This window comes from Bradyrhizobium sp. 172, from assembly GCF_023101065.1.
GTDB classification, from domain to species: Bacteria; Pseudomonadota; Alphaproteobacteria; order Rhizobiales; family Xanthobacteraceae; genus Bradyrhizobium; species Bradyrhizobium canariense_D.
Window position 1 is genome coordinate 1742985 of record NZ_CP064701.1, and the last position, 18931, is coordinate 1761915.

An 18931-nucleotide genomic window follows, 5' to 3' on the forward strand; every position below is an offset into this window, starting at 1 on the left:
GACGATCATCTAGCTCGGACCCATGGCGATATCGAGCTGACCGAAATCTGGACGCCGTGTGTTCTCAACGGCCCCTTGTTCAGAAAGGCTTCAAACGACAGGTGCTCTCGTCGGCGGAAGGCGATCACCCGCAAGTCAAGAATCCTGCTACCAGCCATCGTGCCTGAACGATCTCTGATGGTCAGGCGATCGACTTTACCGCACCTCTGACCGGCATTCCGTCCTGCGCCCCCTCTTTAAGGCAATTTAATGCGGCAGCCTCGCATCCAATTTCCAAAGACTTTTGCAACGGCACCATCTCACTTACCATAGACGCGAAAGCGCCGACGAAGGCATCGCCGGCCCCGGTCGTGTCGATGGGGGTGATGCAGGGTGCAGGCGCGCGGAGACAGCTGCCATCGGCGGTGAAGGCGAGCGCGCCTAGCGCGCCAGCGGTTACGATGCAGTTGAGGTCACCGGCCCTGGCAAGTTCGGCGGCTGCGGCGTCGTAATCGGACAGCGGGGCGAGGCCGATGGCCCTGGCGGCATCCAGAGCCTCATGCTCGTTGACCAGGAGATAATCGGTCACGGAGAGAAGCTGGACCACCATCTCGCGGGTCATCAACTCCGGCACGGGTGCGAGATTCCAGATGACGCTGCCGGAGGCGCATTTCGTCCTGCGTGCGGCCTCCAGGGCTTCTGCGAAAGGCACTTCCATCTGAAGCACCAAGATTGTGTCACGGCTGAATAGCGCGATGGGGAGGTCATCGGCGCTGGCGGTCGTGTTCGCGCCGCTTGCCACCGTAATTGCATTCTCACCGGCCTGATCGACCACGATGAAGGCACAGCCGGTCGGCTGGTCCGATCTGACGACGAGATCCGTGTCGACGCCGTTTGCTCGGAGATTCTCTACCGCTCTGTCGCCGAATCCGTCGCGTCCGATACGGCCCGCCATTCGGACGCGTCCCGGCCCGGCAATGCGCGCGGCAGCCACGCCCTGATTAGCGCCCTTGCCGCCGAAATGGGTCCGATAGGAGGGCGCGAGCACGGTGCGGCCGGGGCCCGGAATGACCGGGACACGGGCGACCAGATCGATGTTAAGCGATCCGAACACTAGGATCATGGCGGAGAAACCGTCAGCCTTGCTCGTCCAAGACTCGCAGCTTCTCGACGCGTCGGCGGAAATCCTCGTCGGTGGAGAACTCGGCGGAGAGATAGGACGAGACGAGATCGACGGCAAGCCACGCGCCGACGATCTGCGCGCCGATGCACATGACGTTGACGTCGTCATGCTCAACGCTCTGATGGGCTGAATGGATGTCGTGGCACACCGCGGCCCGAATGCCCTTCATCTTGTTGGCGGCGATCGAGGCGCCGACGCCGGTGCCGCAGACCATGATGCCACGCGCGGCTTCGCCCGAGGTCACCTTCCGAGCCACGGCGCGGGCGATGTCGGGGAAATCCACCGGCTTGTCGTCATAGGAGCCGACGTCGACGACGTCATGCCCGAGGCTGCGGATGTGGTCGATGACGGTTTGCTTGAGCGGCCAGCCGGCGTGGTCGGATCCGATGACGAGACGCATGTGATGCCCTTCTTGATTTTGCATGGGTCGTGGCAGCCGCGTGCGGCTGCCACGATTGTTTCCGGTCTTAGCTACGCATATCCGGCGGCAGCTCGACACCGTGGAATTTTTTGTAGATCGCATTGAGCTTGCCGTTCTTGACGTTCTCGGTGATCCAGGCGTTGAGCTTGTCCATCAGGCGCGGCTCACCCTTCTTCAGTCCGATGGCGAGGTCGAAGGTCGCCAGCGGAATCCGGGACTCGAACACGCGCGAGGGGTTCTTCACGCCGATCTGGTTGATGATCGTCGCGGACGAGGCGACGCAGTCGACCTGACCGGACACAGCCGCCGTGACCATGGTGGCGTCGTCATCGTAACGGGAGATCTTGAGGTCCTTGTCCTTCATGTTGGACAGGGTCGTGTCCTGCGTGGTGCCGCGCGAGACGCCGATCGACTTGTCCTTGAGGTCGGGCCAGTCCTTGACCGTCGATGATTTCAGGCAGCCGACGTCGGATTGCAGCGTCGCATAACGCTTGGTGAAATCGATCACCTTAGCGCGATCGGGCGTCACAGACAGCGTCGAGATGATGATGTCGGCCTTGCCGGTCAGGACGTTCGGGATACGGGTTGCGCCGGTGGTCTGGATGAACTCGAGCTCGAGTCCCCAGTCCTTGGCGAGCAGCTGCGCGACTTCGACGTCGGAGCCGGTCGGCTTCATGCTCGAGTCCATCATGCCCGAAGGTGGGATGGCGAGGTCGGTCGAGATGCGGATCTTCTTGGCCTGCGTGATATCGTCGAGCAAGTCGGCTGACGCCGGCGTCGCCGCCATCACGACGAGGCCACACAGCGCGGCGGCAGCTCCCAGCAATGTCTTGTTGGTCATTCCTAGTTCCTCCCTACTATGATTTTAAGTTTCCCGTGCCCACGAATTGCGTGAGTTCGGGGGTCGTCGGCGACGTCAGGATCGAGGCAGGTCCGGTTTCGTGAACCTTGCCGCGATGCATGAAGACGATTCGGTCGGCGATGCCTTTGGCAAAGCCCATCTCGTGGGTGACCATCACCATGGTCATGCCATCAGCCGCCAGCTGCTCGATCACCTTCAGCACTTCGCCGGTGAGTTCCGGATCGAGCGCGGATGTGACCTCGTCGAACAGCATCACTTTCGGCTGCATGGCGAGCGAGCGGGCGATTGCGGCGCGCTGCTGCTGGCCCCCGGAAAGCTGCTCCGGGTAGGCGTGAAGCTTCTCCTCGAGCCCGACCTGCGCCAGCACTTTTCGCGCAAGGTCTTTGGCCTGCGACGCTGTCATGCCCTTCACGGCAGAGGGCGCCAGCGTGATGTTCTGCTCGATCGTGAGATGCGGAAACAAATTGTAGCTCTGGAACACGATTCCGACGTCCTGGCGCAGCGCGCGAAGGTCGACGTCGGGACGATCGACCCGATGTCCGCAGACGACGATCTCGCCCCCGTCGACCTTCTCGAAGCGGTCGATGCAGCGCAGCGCCGTGCTCTTGCCGGAGCCGGAGCGGCCGATCAGCGCCAGCACCTCGCCGCGCTCGACGGCAAAACTGACACCATCGAGCACCCGCAGCGAGCCAAAGCTCTTCTGCACGTCGCGGAGCGACACAATCGGTTCGGAGGAGGAGGCGTTCTGCTGCATCTTCAGGCCGGTGCAAGGTGAAACTTGCCACGCCCCATGCGACGTTCCAGCTTCTGGCTGAACAACGACAGGGGATAGCACATGGTGAAATAGGCGACGGCGATGACGGCGTAGATGACGAACGGCTCGAAAAGCGAGTTGTTGACGATCTGGCCCGAGCGCATCAGCTCGACAAAGCCGACGACGGAAGCGAGCGAGGTGTTCTTGATGATCTGCACCATGAAGCCGACGGTGGGCGGCGTCGCGATGCGGATCGCCTGCGGCAGGATCACCTTCATCATGCGCTGGGTCCGGCTCAGCGCGAGGCCTTCGGCAGCCTCCCATTGCGGCTTCGGCACGGACTGGATGCAGCCACGCCAGATCTCGCCGAGATAAGCGGCGACATAGAGTGTCAGCGAGGCGCCGGCGGCCGTCAGTGAGGAGACCTTGAGGCCGATTGCTGCGAGGCCGAAATAGCCGAGGAAGAGGATGACCAGCAGCGGTGTGCCCTGGATGAGCTGGACATAGACGCCGCTGGCGATCCGCACCGATTTGAGCGGCGAGATGCGTGCCAGCGCAATCACGAAACCCACGATGCTGCCGCCGATCAGCGCAATCACGGATAGGCCAATGGTCCACAGCGCGCCCTGGCCGAGGAACATCAGATGGTTGATGTTGAGATGTCCGCCCATGGTCATCTCACAACGGTGTGCCGAGCCGGCGACGGCGCGGGAACAGCACGAGGCCGAGGCCCCAGAAGCCCGCGCGCATCACCAGCGACAGGATGATGTAGAGCACGGCGACGATGATGTAGGTCTCAAACGCACGATACGTGTCCGACTGGACGTAGTTGGCGACCGCAGTGAGCTCTTCGGTCGAGATCTGCGAGCAGACCGAGGAGGCCAGCATCAACAGCACGAACTGGCTCGTCAGCGCCGGATAGACCTTCTCGACCGCCGGCAGCAGGATGATGTGCCAGTAGATCTGCAGGCGTGACAGCGCCAGCCCTTCGGCGGCCTCGATCTGTCCGCGAGGGATCGCCTCGAAGCCGGCGCGCATGATCTCGGCGGTATAGGCGCCGACATTGATAGTCAACGCGGCCACCGCCACGGAGAAAGCCGAGAGTTTCAGTCCCAGGCTCGCGAGGCCGAAATAGACCAGGAAGATCTGCACCAGCAGGGGCGTGTTGCGGATTGATTCGACGTAGACCTTGCAGGCGCCGGCGATCAGCGCGCTGTGCGAGCCGCGGCCGACGGCTGCAAGCGTGCCGAACAGGGCGCCGAGCACGGTCGCGAAAACCGCCAACTCCAGCGTCAGCGCGGCGCCGGCGAGAAAGCTCGGCCAACGCTCCAGCACTGCGGGGAAGTCGAGTTGCACGCTCATTGTGTCAGGTTCAGCCGGTGGTCTGGTTGGTCATGCGGTCATAGACGCGGAATAGCGCCTGGTTGCCATTGTTGCCTTCGCCATGCGCGCGCGCGTCCACATATTGGCTGGTGACGAGCGCCGTGCCCGGCAGCGGCACGCTCAGCGCCTGCGCGTGCTCCTGCACCAGGCGAAGGTCCTTGAGCTGCAGATCGATCCGGAAGCCGGCGGAGACGTCACCGGCGATCATCGCGGGGCCGAGCTTGTCGAGCATCCAGGAGGCCGCGGAGCCTCCGAGCAGCACCCGGCGCAGCAGATTGAGATCGAGGCCCGAAGCGCGCCCGAGCGCGAGGGCCTCGCAGATGGCCTGGATGTTGATGCCGCAGATCAGCTGATTGCAGAGTTTGACGGTCTGCCCGGCGCCGGACGCGCCGACATGCGTGATGGTGGTGCCCATCGCTCGGAAGAACGGTTCGGCCTGCGCGAAGGCGCTCGCATCGCCACCGGCCATGATCGAGAGTGCGGCGTTCTTGGCGCCCAACGGCCCACCCGAGACCGGCGCGTCGATGAAGCTGACGCCAACTTTTTGCAGGTCGGCATGGATACGGCGGACCGCGACCGGCGAGATCGTGCTCATGTCGACGATCAGCTTGCCGGGCGGCGGCGACTTCAGCAGCCCATGCTCGCCGTAAACGGTCGCCTCGACATGGGGCGTGTCGGGTAGCATGGTGACGACGATGTCGGCGCCTTGCGCCGCATCGGCCGGGTTCTTGGCCCGGATCGCACCTTCCTTGACGATATCGGCTACGGCGGTCTCGTTGAGATCGAACGCGTGCACCGCGTGCCCCGCCTTCAGAAGGTTGCGCACCATCTCCACGCCCATCGTGCCGACGCCGATGAAGCCGACGCTGCCCTTGTCGTTCCGTCCCATGTTATTCGTCCGTTTCTTGGTTAGTCCGCGATCAGCGTGAGGCGCTGGTCTTGTCGGTATCGCCGACGACGGCCCGCCTGCGGTATTCGTCGCCGATGGCAAAATGCTTGCGCAGCGTCGCATCTGCTCGCTCAGGGTCGCGCGCGATGATCGCGTCGAAGATGCGCCGGTGGTCGTCGATGAGGTACGTCTTCATCGACGGGAAGGCCTGCACCAGCTTGCGGCGGCTGCGATGCGAATGCGTCAGCAGACCCGCCAGCGACCCGTGCAGGACCGTCAACGTCTCCGAATGCGAGGCCACGACGATGGCGCGATGGAATTCGAAGTCGGCCATGCCGCCCGCATCGGCCTCGTCGATGGTCTCCCCGATTTTCGCCAGTGCACGCTGCAGCCGTTCGAAATCGGCAATGTTGGCGCGCTCGCAGGCGAGGCGGATCGCCTGGCATTCGATCGCGACGCGCGCCTGCATGACGTCGTCAAGCATGTCCGCCTGGTGGGCGAGGGCGAAGGTGAAGAAGTCGTTCAGTACCGAGACGTCCGGCCGGGTCACCACAGTACCGATGCGGTCGCGGATCTCGACGATGCCGAGCACCGTGAGGGCACGCAGCGCCTCGCGAACGATCGGCCGGCTAACGCCTAGCAGGGTGGCGAGCTCGCGTTCCGAAACCAGGCGGTCGCCGGGCCTGAGCGAGCCCGCGAGCAGGCGTTCGCGCAGGAAGGCAAACACCTTCTCAAACCCTTTTTCGCCTTCGGCCGCGCGCTTAAGCTCCATCCCGATCTCTTTTGGTCTGATCTTGGTCAGACCAGTATGATGACAAGCTCACCTCGTCAACTCCTTTGATGTGGGTTATCCGTGGGATTCCGGGTTCATATGCAAAGTGACCGAGCTGGAGTCGTGTAGTGCGCGGCCCCCAGGCGTGTCTTGAAACGACGCCTCCTTGCGATCGTGCCCGACGGCTGACCGCGGAGCACTGCGGAAGGCACTCATCCAGATGGCCCTTGCTCCGCAGCATCGGGGGTAAGGCGATTTGACGGCAGGCCGCATCGCGGTAACCTGGATAGCAGCGTCGTTCCACTGAAGGGACATCCGCAGGGAACGGGCCCTCCATTCAAATGCGGGGTGCTGGGCGTGGTCGGGGTCGGCGGAGCGGTCGCGGCTTCCGTGCCTTGCCGGCTCTGTAATCCACCCCGTGCACAACTCGGCACCCCGATGACCGAATCGAAACGCGCCCGATCGGGTGGTATGGCCGCAAACAAGGTAACGGCGGTACGCGGGGGGCTGGGGGAAGCACTCGACAGTTCGGGACTATCAAGCCGCCGAGCCCACCTGGCGGCTTCTTTCTTTGATCAGGACGCTATCGCGCTCGCTCGCTCGCGCCTCGCGCCACCGTTCGCGGCGTTTGCGCCGGCACGGTCAGCGGGCTGCCGCAGCGCAGGAATTTGCTCCGCAGCGACTATCTCAGTCGGAGCTTCCTCGACCAAAGGCGCCTGCATCGGTTCGCTCGCAGCGGGGCGGGCTTCCATGAACTCGAGCACCGCCCGTCCCTTGGCAGTGATCTGCCATCCGCTGCTGCTGCGTCCGACCAGCCCGGGAAAGATGTCGAGATCGGGCACCCGTGCGGCGAGGCGCTTGGTCCGGTCCGCCCAATCGCGGCCGCTGGTCGCAAGGATGGCCATGTCGCGTTTGAGGTCCTCCATGACGGGGAAGCCATCCGGATAGCTCACCAGGATGTTGAGGACCGTCACCTGGAGGTTCACACCGCCTCGAGCTATCAGCGCCCCATGGCGGGCGTGCAGGAGAGGGCACCGCGATCAACGCGCCCAAGCCAATCCGGAGACACCTCGCCTTTGAAAGCGCCGAAATCGCTATGCGGTGCCCATTGTCCCCTAGCTTACCGTTTCTCGGCCTCGACGCGAACAGCGATCGGGCCGGGACGGTCGAAAACGGAGACATCCCCCGTCACGTTCCCGAGTATCACAATCCCGGGCTGTGGGACCCTCCCTTTGCCATAATAGATCACGAAGTGATCGGGTCCCCACAGCCCTAGTGTGCCCACGTCGAAATCCCGCTGACGCGAAACCTCCGGCAGCGGCGACGGAAGACTGCCTGTCTTCTCCTGGCGCAGGTGGTCGCTCATTTGAATCGTGAACGGCAGCATGCTCACAAACGAGCGCGCCGCGTTATTGTCGGAGAGCTCGGCGGTGACATTCCCCCAGTCCGATGAAATCCGGATACGTTCTTGGGCCATGGCGGGCTCCATTGAAGAAAACGCGAGAGCGGCTGCAGCGATCTGGAAATTGCGCATAGAGATTCGTCTGTCCTGACGTTGCGAGATTATTTTGCAGTCGCCGGGGGGCACCTAAAGCGACCAACCGCCGTCGACCACTATCGAGGCCCCGGTCACGAAGCCGCCGAGGTCCGAGCACATCCATAGTACGGCCTCCGCGATCTCCTCGGGCTTTCCGAGACGGCCTACCGGTTCCAGATCGATCGCCTTCTGAATGTCGCCCTCCGTGAAGCGGTCCATCATGGGCGTCGCTATGTTGCCGGGCAAAACAGCGTTCACGCGGATGTTCTGCTTGGCATAGTCGATTGCGGCGGACTTGGTCATGCCGATGATCGCATGCTTGGAAGCGGCATAGGAGGCACCGCCCGCGACACCGCGGATGCCGGCACCCGATGAGGTATTTACGACTACGCCGCCGCCTTGGCTCAACATCTGTGCGATCTCATGCTTCATGCAGATGAAGGTGCCACGAAGGTTTATGTTGAGAACGCGGTTCCACTCCTCCAACTCGATTTCATGAAGCGGCGCCGCTTTGTTCTCAACTCCAGCGTTGTTGAATGCGCAGTCGATGCGGCCGAAGGCCTTGACTGCCTTGGCCAGCGCCGATGCGACCTCTTCAGGCTTTGAGACATCACAGGTGACCGTCAGCACGTCTCCACCGACGGCCCTCACCTGCTCGGCAGTCTCCTGTAGCGCGGCCTCTCCTCTGTCCGTGATAGCAACGCGCGCGCCCTGCAGTGAAGGCTATAGCGGTCGCTCGGCCGATGCCGCTTGCGGCTCCAGTGATGAAAGCAGTCTTTCCTTCAAAGCGTTTTGAACCGGTCATTGCTGTCTACCTCCTGGAATTGGCTGTGTCGGGCTAGTTTGGTGGACGTAGAGTGGCTGAGAGGAAATCAAATCCTCCGTCGAACGGGATCAGCGCCCTCAAAAGCGGACTCAACCCTGGCAAGCCGGAATCCGACCGCTTCGGTCGCCGCTCGATCACTTGCGGTATTGTTCGTCCCGGACCTTCTCCATCCATTCAACATTCTTGCCGTCGAGAGATTCCTGGATGGCGATGTGCGTCATGGCGGTCGTCGCCGATGCGCCGTGCCAATGCTTCAGTCCCGGCGGAAACCACACGACATCGCCTGCGCGAATTTCCTCGACCGAACCGCCCTCGCGCTGCACCCAGCCAAGGCCGGCGGTGACGATCAGCGTCTGGCCAAGCGGGTGCGTGTGCCAAGCGGTCCGCGCCTCAGGCTCGAACGTGACATAGGCGCCGCTCACCCGGGCCGGTTCTGGCGCCTGAAATAGCGGATCGATGCGCACCGTCCCGGTGAACCAGTCCTGAGGCCCCTTTTGTGAAGGGCGGGCGCCGTTTCTCTTGATGTCGATGTCCATTTCCGTCTCCTTCTGTGTTCCAGCCGCGAACACCAGCGGGTGGTGAATGTCGGCGATGGCGACGCTGCCAACAATGAGGACGGCCCTGCGCGTGATCACGGACGCTTCTCGATGACGTCCTTGATGACCGGCGCCGCGGAAAACGCGTTGGGCCAGCCGGCGTAGAAGGCGAGATGGCCGAGCACCTCGCCGGCTTCCTCCCGCGTCAACCCGTTGTCCATGGCGCGGTTCAGATGATAGGTGATCTGCGCGACCTGACCGGTCGAGATGAGAGCGCTCACGGTGACCAGGCTTCGGTCGCGCGGAGCCAGCGCCGGCCTGAGCCACAGATCCCGGAACAGCACGTCGGTCGTGTACTGGACAAGGCTGGGCGTGATCTGCCCGAACTGCTCCGCGACGAGCGTCGTCCGCTGCTTCTCCCGCGCCTCGTCGAGCTGTAGCTGCGGCCGCGACGCCGGCGGGAGCTGATCGGGCCCGACGTTGCGGCTCTCGAAGACTGCCTTCGCCGCCGGGATCGCATCCATCGCGTTAGCCCAGCCGGTGTAGAAGGCCAAATGCGTGATTATCTCCGATATCTCCGAGGGCTTCACGCCATTCTCCAGCGAGAGAGCTAGATAGTACGGCAGCTCCACCGTCTTATTTCGGGCGATGAGCGCCGCGACCGTGACGATGCTGCGGTCCCGAGCTGAGAGACCCGGCCGGTTCCAGAGATCGCACTGGACAAATTTTTGCGCGTAGCCTTCGAGGGCAGGCGCAACCGCGCGGACATCTTCCGGCTTTGACATGGTCTTTGCTCCTTCGGTGGATTCCTGTCCCGCGACGGCGGAGCCGCCAGCAAACAGGCAAAATGAAACCATGGCCGCTGCGAGCATTCTCATTGCGAGGATCCTTCCAGATTTGACGGGTGCGCGATCAGCCACGAAGCGACGAGTGCCGCGCAGAGGACGGTGCCACCGCTAACGAGAAACACGAGGTTCAACCGAGCGCCGGCTGCGATCAATCCGAGAGCAGGGCTGGCGAGGCCTTGGGCAAGATCGAGAAACGCAGTGTAGGCGCCCATCGCCAGGCCGCGACTGTGTGCCGGAACGCGGCGGACCGCTTCGACGCCGAACCCGGGATAGACCAGCGAGAAGCCGAAGCCGGTCAGTGCGGCGCCAAGCAACGCCATCTCGGGCCGGGAGGACATCCAGATCAGTGCCTGACCCGCGGCTTCGATGACCGTGCACACCAGCGCGACCTTGGCGCCGCCGAGCTTGTCGGCCACATGGCTGAAGAAGATCCGGGCCGTGATGAAGGCAACCGCATAGGCAGTGTAGGCGAGCCATCCGTTCTCCCATCCGTGGTTCGCGAACAGCAAGGCGACGAACGTGGTCACGGCTCCGAATCCCACGCTGCCCAGAGCCGAGCCGAGGCCCGGTACCCAGACGGCGCCGATCACTTCGACGAACGAGAAGCGGGCGTGGTGCGTGGGGGCAACGGCGGGAAGCCGCGCAACAAGCATCAAGGGAGCAAGAGGCGCTGCGGCGGTCGCGGCAGCGATGGCAGCGAAGCCGTACTTCGTGTACAGGGCAGAGCCAGCAGGCGCGCCGATCGCGAAGGCCGCGAACATCGCCATGCCTATCCACGCAATGACCTTGCCCGTGCTGCCGGCATCGACGAGCGCCAGCCCCCAGCTCACCGCGGCTGTGATGATGAAGCTCTCGGCGCCGCCCAGAAGTCCTCGCCCCAGCAGCAGTAACGCCACGGAGACCCCGGGAACCGAAGTAAAATAAAGCGAAACGAGGTACAGCAACCCCGACGCAGCGGCAGCGACCAGCCCAACGACCACGCCGCGCTTGGCTCCTTTGCTGTCCGAAAAGTTGCCCGCCCACGGCCGCGAGACCAGAGACGCCGCGAACTGACTGCCGGCGACCAGGCCGACCACGAACGTTCCCTGACCCAAGCCGTCATGGACGTGAAGCGGAAGGACGGGCATCGCGATGCCGATGACGAGGAAAGCGACGAAGACCACCCCCATGATCGGCAGCAGAGTAGCGGGGAGGCTCTGCGCCACGGGCGGCGTTGGGAGTGTTGTTACCGACATGCAAGGACGCCCTCCGCTCACACCGTGAGCATCGTCTTGATCGCACGCCGTTCGTCCATTGCGCGGTAGCCTTCCGCGACCTCGGCCAGAGGCAGCGTGAGATCGAACACCTTGCCAGGCTTGATCCTGCCCTTCAGAACGCGATCCATCAGATCGGGCAGGAAGCGACGGACCGGGGCGGGTCCGCCCAGCATTCGACGTTGCGCGAAGAACATCGCCTGGCCGTCGAAGGTCACGCCATGAGGTACCCCGACGTAACTGATCGAGCCGCCGGGACGCACGGAATCGATGGCTTGGGTCATGGATTCCTGCTTGCCGACGCACTCCAGAACCGAATCCGCACCGATGCCGGCCGTGAGCTCTTTCACTCGCTGGATGCCGGGTCCCCCCCGTTCTGCCACGATGTCGGTCGCCCCGAAGCCGCGTGCCAGTTCCTGGCGGCTCTTGTGCCGGCTCATGGCGATGATGCGTTCTGCCCCCATCTCCTTCGCTGCCAGCACCCCCATGAGTCCCACTGCGCCGTCGCCGACGACGGCCACCGTCGAGCCTGCTCGGACGTTGGCGGCGTCCGCGGCGTACCAGCCCGTCCCGAGAACATCGGACGTCGCCAGCAAGTGCGGGACCAAGTCCTGGTCCGGCACTTCGGCGGTGGCGACGAGCGTTCCGTCGGCGAGCGGCACTCGCGCGTACGGCGCCTGCGCGCCCGTCACGAATTCGCGCTGCACGCAGGAGGAGTGAAAGCCGAACTTGCAGTGCGGGCAGGTATTGTCGGACAGGCAGAACGAGCCGACGACGAACTGCCCAGGGCGGACGGTTCTGACCTCGCTGCCGATTTCGACGACGATGCCGCAGTATTCGTGACCCATGTGAGCCGGACCATCCGTCGGCTGCAATCCGCGATACGGCCACAAGTCTGACCCGCAGATGCAGGTGGCCGACAACTTTATGATGGCATCCGTCGGCTTGACGAGTTTCGGGTCGTCGACTTGTTCGCAACGGACGTCGCCCGCCCCGTACATGACTGTGGCAAGCATGACTGTTCTCCGTCAGGTTGGTGAAAGATGCTCGATGCGCAACACGAACTTGCCTTAGTTACCAGCGGTTGTGACCGCCGAGACCGATGCGGACGGCAGCACAAATCAAGAAACCGCCGGCAAGCGATCCAGGTGTTTATCCAGGGTCACCGGGTATTCACGGACACGGACGCCGGTTGCGTTGTAAACTGCGTTGGCAATTGCGGCGGCAACTCCGCATATGCCGAGTTCGGCCACGCCCTTCGCCTTCATGGGCGAGACCTTGTCGTCAGCCTCGTCGAGGAAAATCACTTCCTGATGCGGTATGTCGGCATGAACCGGCACTTCATAACCGGCCAAGTCGTGGTTCACGAAGAACCCGCGCCGCTTGTCGACCGCGAGTTCCTCCATCAAGGCGGCTCCCGCGCCCATGGTCATGGCTCCGACGACCTGGCTGCGCGCGGTTAGCGGATTCAGGATTCGGCCGGCTGCGCACACCGCGAGCATGCGGCGGATTCGGATCTCGCCAGTGAAGCTATCGACGGCAGCCTCGACGAAGTGGGCACCGAAGGTCGACTGCTGGTAGCTCTTGTCGAGGCCGCCCCATTCCATCTTGTCCTCGCCGAGCAGATCTCCTTGGCGGACGGCGTCCGCAAGCTTCGCAGAACGATTGCCGCTAAGCACATGCCCATCCGAGAACGTAGCGTCCGCCGAGTTGAAGCCGAGCCGCTGCGCAACGGCTTCCCGAAGCTTTACGCATGCCGCGTAAACGCCCGAAGTCGAACAGTTCGCGCCGAACTGTCCTCCGGATCCGGACGAAACAGGGAAAGAGGAATCGCCAAGCCGAACCACGACCTTGTCGAGGTCGACCCCCATCATCTCGGCGGCCGTCTGCGCGATGATCGTATAGCTGCCGGTGCCGATGTCGGTCATGTCCGTTTCGACGACAACCACCCCGTCCGTTCCCAGACGAACGCGCGCCCCCGAAGGAATCAGCAAATTGTTGCGGAACGCGGCTGCTGTGCCCATGCCCACCAGCCATTGTCCGTCCCGCACCGCGCCCGGAGACGCGCTTCGGCGCTGCCAGCCGAACCGCTCGGCGCCCTCGCGCAGGCAGCGCACCAGATTGCGCTGAGAAAACGGACGGTCCGGCTTCTCGGGGTCGACCCGGGTGTCGTTCCGCACGCGTAGCTCGACCGGGTCCAGACCAAGCTTCTCGGCCAATTCGTCCATTGCGATCTCGAGCGCCATCATGCCTGGCGCCTCGCCAGGAGCGCGCATCGCGTTCCCTTCCGGCAGATCCAAGACGGCGAGGCGCATCGCTGTCAGGCGATTGGCGCCGGCATATAGCAATCTCGTCTGATTGGTTGCCGTCTCCGGTTGACCGTCAGGAAGATCTCCGGAGCCGCTCTCGTGCGCCATGGCGACGATGCGTCCATCAGGGCCCGCCCCGATCCTGATACGCTGCCGGGTGGCGGGGCGGTGTGTGGTGTTATTGGGAATGAGCGCCCGCTGCAATGCGACTTTCACCGGACGGCCGGCGGCCTTCGCTGCCAGCGCGGCCATCACCGCATCCGAGCGCAGGAACAGCTTGCCGCCGAAGCCGCCTCCTATGTACGGCGACACGAAGCGGACGTTCTCTTTGGGGATGCCGATGGTGGTCGCGAGATCCGTCCTGCCCCAGTCGATCATCTGGTTCGACGTCCACACCGTGAGCTTGTCGCCGTTCCAGGCCGCGATCGAGGCGTGAGGCTCCATCATCGAATGGCTCTGGTCGGGGGTCGTGTAGAACTCGTCCAGCTTCACCGGCGCCTGAGCAAAGGCCGGCTCGAAGTCGCCGACGCGACTTTCGGGTGGCCCCTGTTTCTCGGGACTGTTCGGGTCCTTCGCAAGGGGTGCGGCCTTCAGCGCCTCTTCGAGATCGAAGCTGCCTTCAGAGGGCGTGTATTCGATCCATAGCAGCCCGGCTGCCGCCGTCGCCTGTTCGAACGTTTCCGCGACAACCACCGCGACCGCCTGATGGTAGTGGTCGATCTCGGGACCGCCGAGCAGCTTTGCCGTGTTGAATTTTCCCTTGCCGAGCTTGCCGGCGCTCTCGGCCGTGACGATGGCGATGACGCCAGGCTCGCGCTGCGCCTCCGCCAGGTTCATGCTCTTGATGCGTCCCTTGGCGATCGCCGACCCCACGATGACACCGTAGGCCGGATTGGTCACGACGTCGTGGTGCTCATATGCGTAGGTCGCTTTCCCGGTGGTCTTCAAGGGGCCATCGATGCGGGGATGGGCGCGACCGACGACACGCAAGCGGTCGATGGGGTTGGTTTCGGCGGGTCTGTCGAACTTCATCGCTGCCTCATTTCGTTCATGGCGGCGGCCACGGTCCGCTCGACCAACGGTAATTTGAACGCGCTGGCGTTGGTGGGTTTTGCATCGGCGAGCAACCCTGCGGAGAAGGGCTTTGCACCTTTAGGAAGCTCGGCTTCGGCGGCTTCGACCCGCCACGGCTTGTGGGCGATGCCGCCGACGGCTACCCGCCCGGTCCCGTCGCGCTGCAGGATTGCAGCGACGGAGACCAGCGCGAAGGCGTAGGACGCGCGGTCGCGCACCTTCCTGTAGATGTGCGTTCCGCCGACGGGTGGCGGCAACGTCACCGCGGTGATCAGTTCACCTGGGGTGAGCGTCGTCTCGATGTGAGGCGTATCTCCGGGCAGGCGATGGAATTCTGCGATCGGAATCTTGCGCGTCTGCCCTTTGTCGTCGACCGTCTCGATCTGAGCGTCTAGGACTCTCATGGCGACGGCCATATCGGAGGGGTTGGTCGCGATACATGCTTCGCTCGATCCGATGACCGCCAGTTGTCGGCTGACGCCTTCGATCGCTGCGCAACCGGAGCCGGGGCTTCGCTTGTTGCAAGGCTGATTGGTGTCGTAGAAATAGGGGCAGCGCGTGCGCTGGAGCAGATTGCCGGCGGTCGTCGCCTTGTTGCGGAGCTGGCCCGAGGCGCCGGCGAGCAGCGCCCGGCTGAGGACACCATAGTCGCGCCTGATGCGCATGTCGGCGGCGAGCGTTGTGTTCCTGACCGACGCGCCGATCCGGATTCCGCCGCCCTCGGTATTCTCGATCTTGTCGAGACCGAGACCATTGACATCGATGAGATGACGGGGCGTCTCGATCTCGAGCTTCATCAGGTCGAGAAGATTGGTGCCGCCCGCGATGAACTTCGCACCTCTCGTTTGCTGGGCCTTTGCGGCCGCTTCTTGAGACGAAGCGGCTCGTTCATAGGTGAATTCCTTCATGTGCTGCTCCCGGCGACCTCGGCGATTGCCTCGGCGATGTTGGAGTAGGCACCGCACCGGCAGATGTTGCCGCTCATGCGTTCGCGCAACTCGGTATTCGTCAGTTCAGGTGAAGCGGTCAGGTCGCCGCTGACGTGGCTCGGGATTCCCGACTTGATCTCGTCGAGCACCGCCACCGCCGAGCAGATCTGCCCGGGCGTGCAGTACCCGCACTGGTAGCCGTCGTGTTTGACGAAGGCCGCCTGCATGGGATGAAGGCGCTCCGGCTGACCCAATCCTTCGATCGTGGTGATCCTGTCGCCTTGGTGCATGACCGCAAGCGTAAGACAGGAATTGATGCGCACTCCGTTCACGATCACGGTGCACGCCCCGCATTGGCCCTGGTCGCAGCCCTTCTTTGTTCCGGTCAGACGGAGATGCTCGCGCAAGGCATCGAGAAGCGTCGTGCGGGTGTCCAGTTGAAGGCTGCACGGCTTCCCGTTCACCTCGAAGGCGACAGCGGCTTGCGGCGCTTTCCGACTCGCCGCTTGCGATTGCGCCGGTGCGCCCGGGACGACGCCGATCATGGCTGTGGCCGTACTGGCGGCGAGAAGACGCCGCCTCGAAACTTCCAGTTCGGATTTTGGCATGTCTTCACCGCTTCGTTCCTGGTGGGTTGGCCCGGGTGCGGTCGCAGGCGCGGTTCCGCTGCCGATCAATTCCCAAACTGTACGCAAGTTCTTGCGAGCGGTTCGAATGCCACGATGAATGTTTCTCATGTATGCAAAGCCGGGCGATCAACAGCGGCCTCATCCTTGGGCGATCGGCAACTTGCACGCCATGCCCAGTAGGCCAAGAGCGAAGAGGCACAAAGGATAGTGGCGCTAACGCTGAAGGTGCTTTGGTAGCCGCTGCCGTCGTAGAAGAAGCCGCCGATAGTGGCCCCCAAAGTGATCGCCAACTGGATGATGGCGACCATGAGCCCTCCGCCACGTTCGGCATCGTCGGGCAGCATCTTGCTTAGCCAGGTCCACCAGCCGACGGGCGCGGCTGTGCCGATCAACCCCCACCCGGCGAGCAGTGCCGCGACGGCCGGCACCGCCCCTCCGAACAAGATGAGTCCGGTTGCAATCAGCGCCATGAACAGCGGCATCGCGATCAGAAGACCGTAGAGCCTGTTCTTCAGGAGCAGACCGATGAAGGAGGTCCCCAGGAGACCGGCGATGCCCATGATCAGCAGCAGCGAGGAAAGCGTGGATACGCTCACGTGAGTGACCGCTTCAAGGAATGGGCGCACGTAGGTGAACAGCGCGAACTGCCCCATGAAGAAGAACGCGACTGCGATCATCCCAAGGCCGACCTTCGGCAAGCGAAGGATTCCGAACACGGAGCCCCTGCGGCTGTCGTCCGCGGCTGGCATCGAGGGGAGCGTGAGAAATTGCCAGGCCAGCGCGAGCGCGGCGAGCGGAACGACTGAAAAGAAGGCTCCGCGCCAGCCGATGTACTGACCGAGAAAGCTTCCCAACGGCGCGGCAATCGTCGTGGCCAACGCATTTCCGCCGTTGAAGATGGCCAGCGCCCGCGGGACCTGAGTTTCGGGAACGAGGCGCATCGCGGTAGCGGCCGACATCGACCAGAAGCCGCCGATGACGATCCCGATCAGCGCCCGCCCCGCCATGAAGATGGCCTCGTTCGGCGCGAGCGCGACAATCAGGCCCGACGCCACCATAACGACCGTGAGAGACAGCAGGACGGTCCGCCGGTCGATGCCGCGGGTCGCCCGCGAAATGAGCAGGCTCGCAAGAACGGCGAATATGCCGGAGACTGCGATGGCCTGGCCCGCTTGACCTTCGGTAATGTGGAGGTCCGCTGCGATCGGCGTCAGGAGACTGACGGGCATGAATTCGGACGCGATCAGCGTCGCGACGCAGAGAGTGAGGGCGAAGACCGCGCCCCATGCCGGCGCTTCTCGCTGGACGGCACCGTCCTCGAAAGTGGTTTCGCTTGTCATTCTAGCCTCGGAAACAAACTGCTCCGCACCCGGTCGGCCGGGTCCGGGCGGCGATCGGCCGCCGTTCTCAGATAGTTCCGCGCGAGGCCCGACAGCAGACTGGCGCTGTCGGATGTTCCGTTGAGAAGGATTCATCGATCGGAGGGGCCTCAGAGGCCTAGCGGTCGCAATTCCCGGACGAGATCGATGAAGAGCCGGAGCGCCGCCGGAACCTGCCGTCGGCTCGAGTAGTAGATGTGGAAGCCAGGCCCGAGGGGCGCCCACTGCTCCAACACAGTGCGCAGCGTGCCGTCCCGCAGGTCCTTGCGCACCATCGGCTCGGCCACGTACATGAGCCCCGCCCCGTCTCGGACGGCGACCAATCCGATCTGCCCTTGATCAACAGTCATCCCGCCCGGAACATTGATCTCGATCTTCTCGTCGCCGCGTTCAAACTCCCAGCGATAGATGCTCTCGTCCCCGATCCTGATCTTCACGCAGCGGTGAGATTGCAGGTCACCTGGATTCACCGGAGTGCCCATGCGGTCGAGGTAGGAAGGAGCCCCGACGACGAGCCAGGGGATATCGGCGGACAGACGCTGCGCGACCATGTCCTGCGGCACTGTGCCTCCGTACCGGATACCCGCGTCGTACCCGTTTTCGATGACGTCGATCATACGGTTGTTGACCGAGAACTCGATCTCGACCTCCGGGTACCGTTCCAGGAACGTGGCCATCACGGGTCCAACGAGAAACTCGGCAGCTTCCGTCGGTACGCTCAACCGCACCCGACCCATCGGCACGTCGCGAAAGCGGTTGAGAACGTCCAGGGCGCTGCCGATCTCGTCGAAGGGCTGCGCAAGCGCTGACTGCAACGCCTCGCCCGCGGCGGTAAGCGTTACGCTGCGGCTTGTCCGGTTGAGCAGTCGAACCCCAAGGCGCTCCTCCAGGCTGCGGAGCGCGTGGCTTAGAGCGGAGGCTCCGATGCCGAGTTCGATCGCGGCGCGTCGGAAATTCCGGTGCTTGGCAATCTCCAGAAAATAGGAGAGGTCGGCGAGGTCCGAGCGACGAAGCTGCATCTCAAGCGCGTGTGTCCGACGGCTGCCCGACTGCCGGGCGAGCAAGGGTCGAGGTTGGCCTATTGTCCGGCGGAGTCAACAATGCTCGGCGGCCGAGGCGCGGAATTGGACTTTCCCGGACTGACAGACGGGTGCTCACCGCAGTCCTTACAGCCCCCTATGGTCTCGCCCGCGCCGCCCGCGGGCGTTCCGGCTGCCGCCCGAGATGACGTCGGTGAGGTGCTAGATCGACGGCGGGGGCGGGACAGTTATGCATCGCAAAAATGGTCGGACGGGAAAGGCCCCGAACTGCCCCGACATCGCCGGACGTTGACGACCTTTTCAGCGGATCAGGTGGTACACACGGGTG

The 18931-nt window shown here is 63.6% G+C and carries 19 protein-coding genes and 1 pseudogene; all 20 read right to left on the reverse strand.

Annotated elements, in window-relative coordinates; translation table 11 throughout:
- Window positions 1–181 precede the first annotated feature (181 nt).
- Window positions 182–1102 (reverse strand): ribokinase, encoded by a 921-nt coding sequence (locus IVB07_RS08310; protein WP_247489556.1) that lies wholly within the window; start codon window positions 1100–1102, stop codon window positions 182–184.
- A 13-nt stretch (window positions 1103–1115) separates the two neighbouring features.
- Complete coding sequence (gene rpiB, locus IVB07_RS08315; protein WP_247454134.1) at window positions 1116–1562, reverse strand: ribose 5-phosphate isomerase B; 447 nt, start codon at window positions 1560–1562, stop codon at window positions 1116–1118.
- A gap of 67 nt (window positions 1563–1629) precedes the next feature.
- Window positions 1630–2424 carry a transporter substrate-binding domain-containing protein gene (locus tag IVB07_RS08320; protein ID WP_247454133.1) on the reverse strand — a complete coding sequence of 265 codons (795 nt, stop codon included), beginning with the start codon at window positions 2422–2424 and terminating at the stop codon, window positions 1630–1632.
- A 16-nt stretch (window positions 2425–2440) separates the two neighbouring features.
- Window positions 2441–3199: an amino acid ABC transporter ATP-binding protein gene (locus IVB07_RS08325; RefSeq protein ID WP_247454130.1), complete on the reverse strand. Its 759-nt coding sequence runs from the start codon at window positions 3197–3199 to the stop codon at window positions 2441–2443.
- A gap of 2 nt (window positions 3200–3201) precedes the next feature.
- Window positions 3202–3870, reverse strand: coding sequence for an amino acid ABC transporter permease (locus IVB07_RS08330; protein ID WP_247454128.1), 669 nt, complete (start codon window positions 3868–3870; stop codon window positions 3202–3204).
- A gap of 7 nt (window positions 3871–3877) precedes the next feature.
- A complete protein-coding gene (locus IVB07_RS08335) occupies window positions 3878–4561 on the reverse strand; it encodes an amino acid ABC transporter permease (RefSeq protein WP_247454126.1) in 684 nt (227 codons plus the stop codon).
- A 10-nt stretch (window positions 4562–4571) separates the two neighbouring features.
- Window positions 4572–5471 carry an NAD(P)-dependent oxidoreductase gene (locus tag IVB07_RS08340; RefSeq protein WP_247767589.1) on the reverse strand — a complete coding sequence of 300 codons (900 nt, stop codon included), beginning with the start codon at window positions 5469–5471 and terminating at the stop codon, window positions 4572–4574.
- Between the two features lie 31 nt (window positions 5472–5502).
- Window positions 5503–6243 carry a FadR/GntR family transcriptional regulator gene (locus IVB07_RS08345; protein ID WP_247395285.1) on the reverse strand — a complete coding sequence of 247 codons (741 nt, stop codon included), beginning with the start codon at window positions 6241–6243 and terminating at the stop codon, window positions 5503–5505.
- Window positions 6244–6818: 575 nt separating this feature from the next.
- Window positions 6819–7229: a hypothetical protein gene (locus IVB07_RS08350; RefSeq protein ID WP_247454123.1), complete on the reverse strand. Its 411-nt coding sequence runs from the start codon at window positions 7227–7229 to the stop codon at window positions 6819–6821.
- 134 nt (window positions 7230–7363) lie between these two features.
- Window positions 7364–7777 (reverse strand): cyclophilin-like fold protein, encoded by a 414-nt coding sequence (locus tag IVB07_RS08355; RefSeq protein WP_247454121.1) that lies wholly within the window; start codon window positions 7775–7777, stop codon window positions 7364–7366.
- Between the two features lie 54 nt (window positions 7778–7831).
- Window positions 7832–8585, reverse strand: a pseudogene (locus IVB07_RS08360) (glucose 1-dehydrogenase).
- Between the two features lie 155 nt (window positions 8586–8740).
- Entirely contained in the window at window positions 8741–9136 is a 396-nt protein-coding gene (locus IVB07_RS08365) for a cupin domain-containing protein (protein WP_247454138.1), read from the reverse strand.
- Between the two features lie 101 nt (window positions 9137–9237).
- On the reverse strand, window positions 9238–9927 hold the full coding sequence (locus IVB07_RS08370; protein ID WP_346659454.1) for a carboxymuconolactone decarboxylase family protein: 690 nt from the start codon (window positions 9925–9927) through the stop codon (window positions 9238–9240).
- A gap of 89 nt (window positions 9928–10016) precedes the next feature.
- A complete protein-coding gene (locus tag IVB07_RS08375) occupies window positions 10017–11225 on the reverse strand; it encodes an arabinose transporter (protein ID WP_247454116.1) in 1209 nt (402 codons plus the stop codon).
- Between the two features lie 17 nt (window positions 11226–11242).
- The gene (locus IVB07_RS08380; protein WP_247454114.1) at window positions 11243–12259 is read right to left on the reverse strand and encodes a zinc-dependent alcohol dehydrogenase family protein; all 1017 of its coding nucleotides are present in this window, start codon (window positions 12257–12259) and stop codon (window positions 11243–11245) included.
- A 105-nt stretch (window positions 12260–12364) separates the two neighbouring features.
- Window positions 12365–14584, reverse strand: a complete 2220-nt coding sequence (gene paoC, locus IVB07_RS08385) for an aldehyde oxidoreductase molybdenum-binding subunit PaoC (RefSeq protein ID WP_247454111.1) — start codon at window positions 14582–14584, stop codon at window positions 12365–12367.
- Complete coding sequence (locus IVB07_RS08390; RefSeq protein WP_247409592.1) at window positions 14581–15534, reverse strand: xanthine dehydrogenase family protein subunit M; 954 nt, start codon at window positions 15532–15534, stop codon at window positions 14581–14583. The genes paoC and IVB07_RS08390 overlap by 4 nt, the downstream gene beginning before the upstream one ends.
- Window positions 15531–16163 (reverse strand): aldehyde dehydrogenase iron-sulfur subunit PaoA, encoded by a 633-nt coding sequence (gene paoA / locus IVB07_RS08395; RefSeq protein ID WP_026233964.1) that lies wholly within the window; start codon window positions 16161–16163, stop codon window positions 15531–15533. Before paoA ends, IVB07_RS08390 begins: the two co-directional genes overlap by 4 nt.
- A gap of 125 nt (window positions 16164–16288) precedes the next feature.
- Entirely contained in the window at window positions 16289–17524 is a 1236-nt protein-coding gene (locus tag IVB07_RS08400) for an MFS transporter (RefSeq protein ID WP_247395293.1), read from the reverse strand.
- A gap of 149 nt (window positions 17525–17673) precedes the next feature.
- Window positions 17674–18582, reverse strand: coding sequence for a LysR family transcriptional regulator (locus IVB07_RS08405; protein WP_247454107.1), 909 nt, complete (start codon window positions 18580–18582; stop codon window positions 17674–17676).
- Window positions 18583–18931 lie beyond the last annotated feature (349 nt).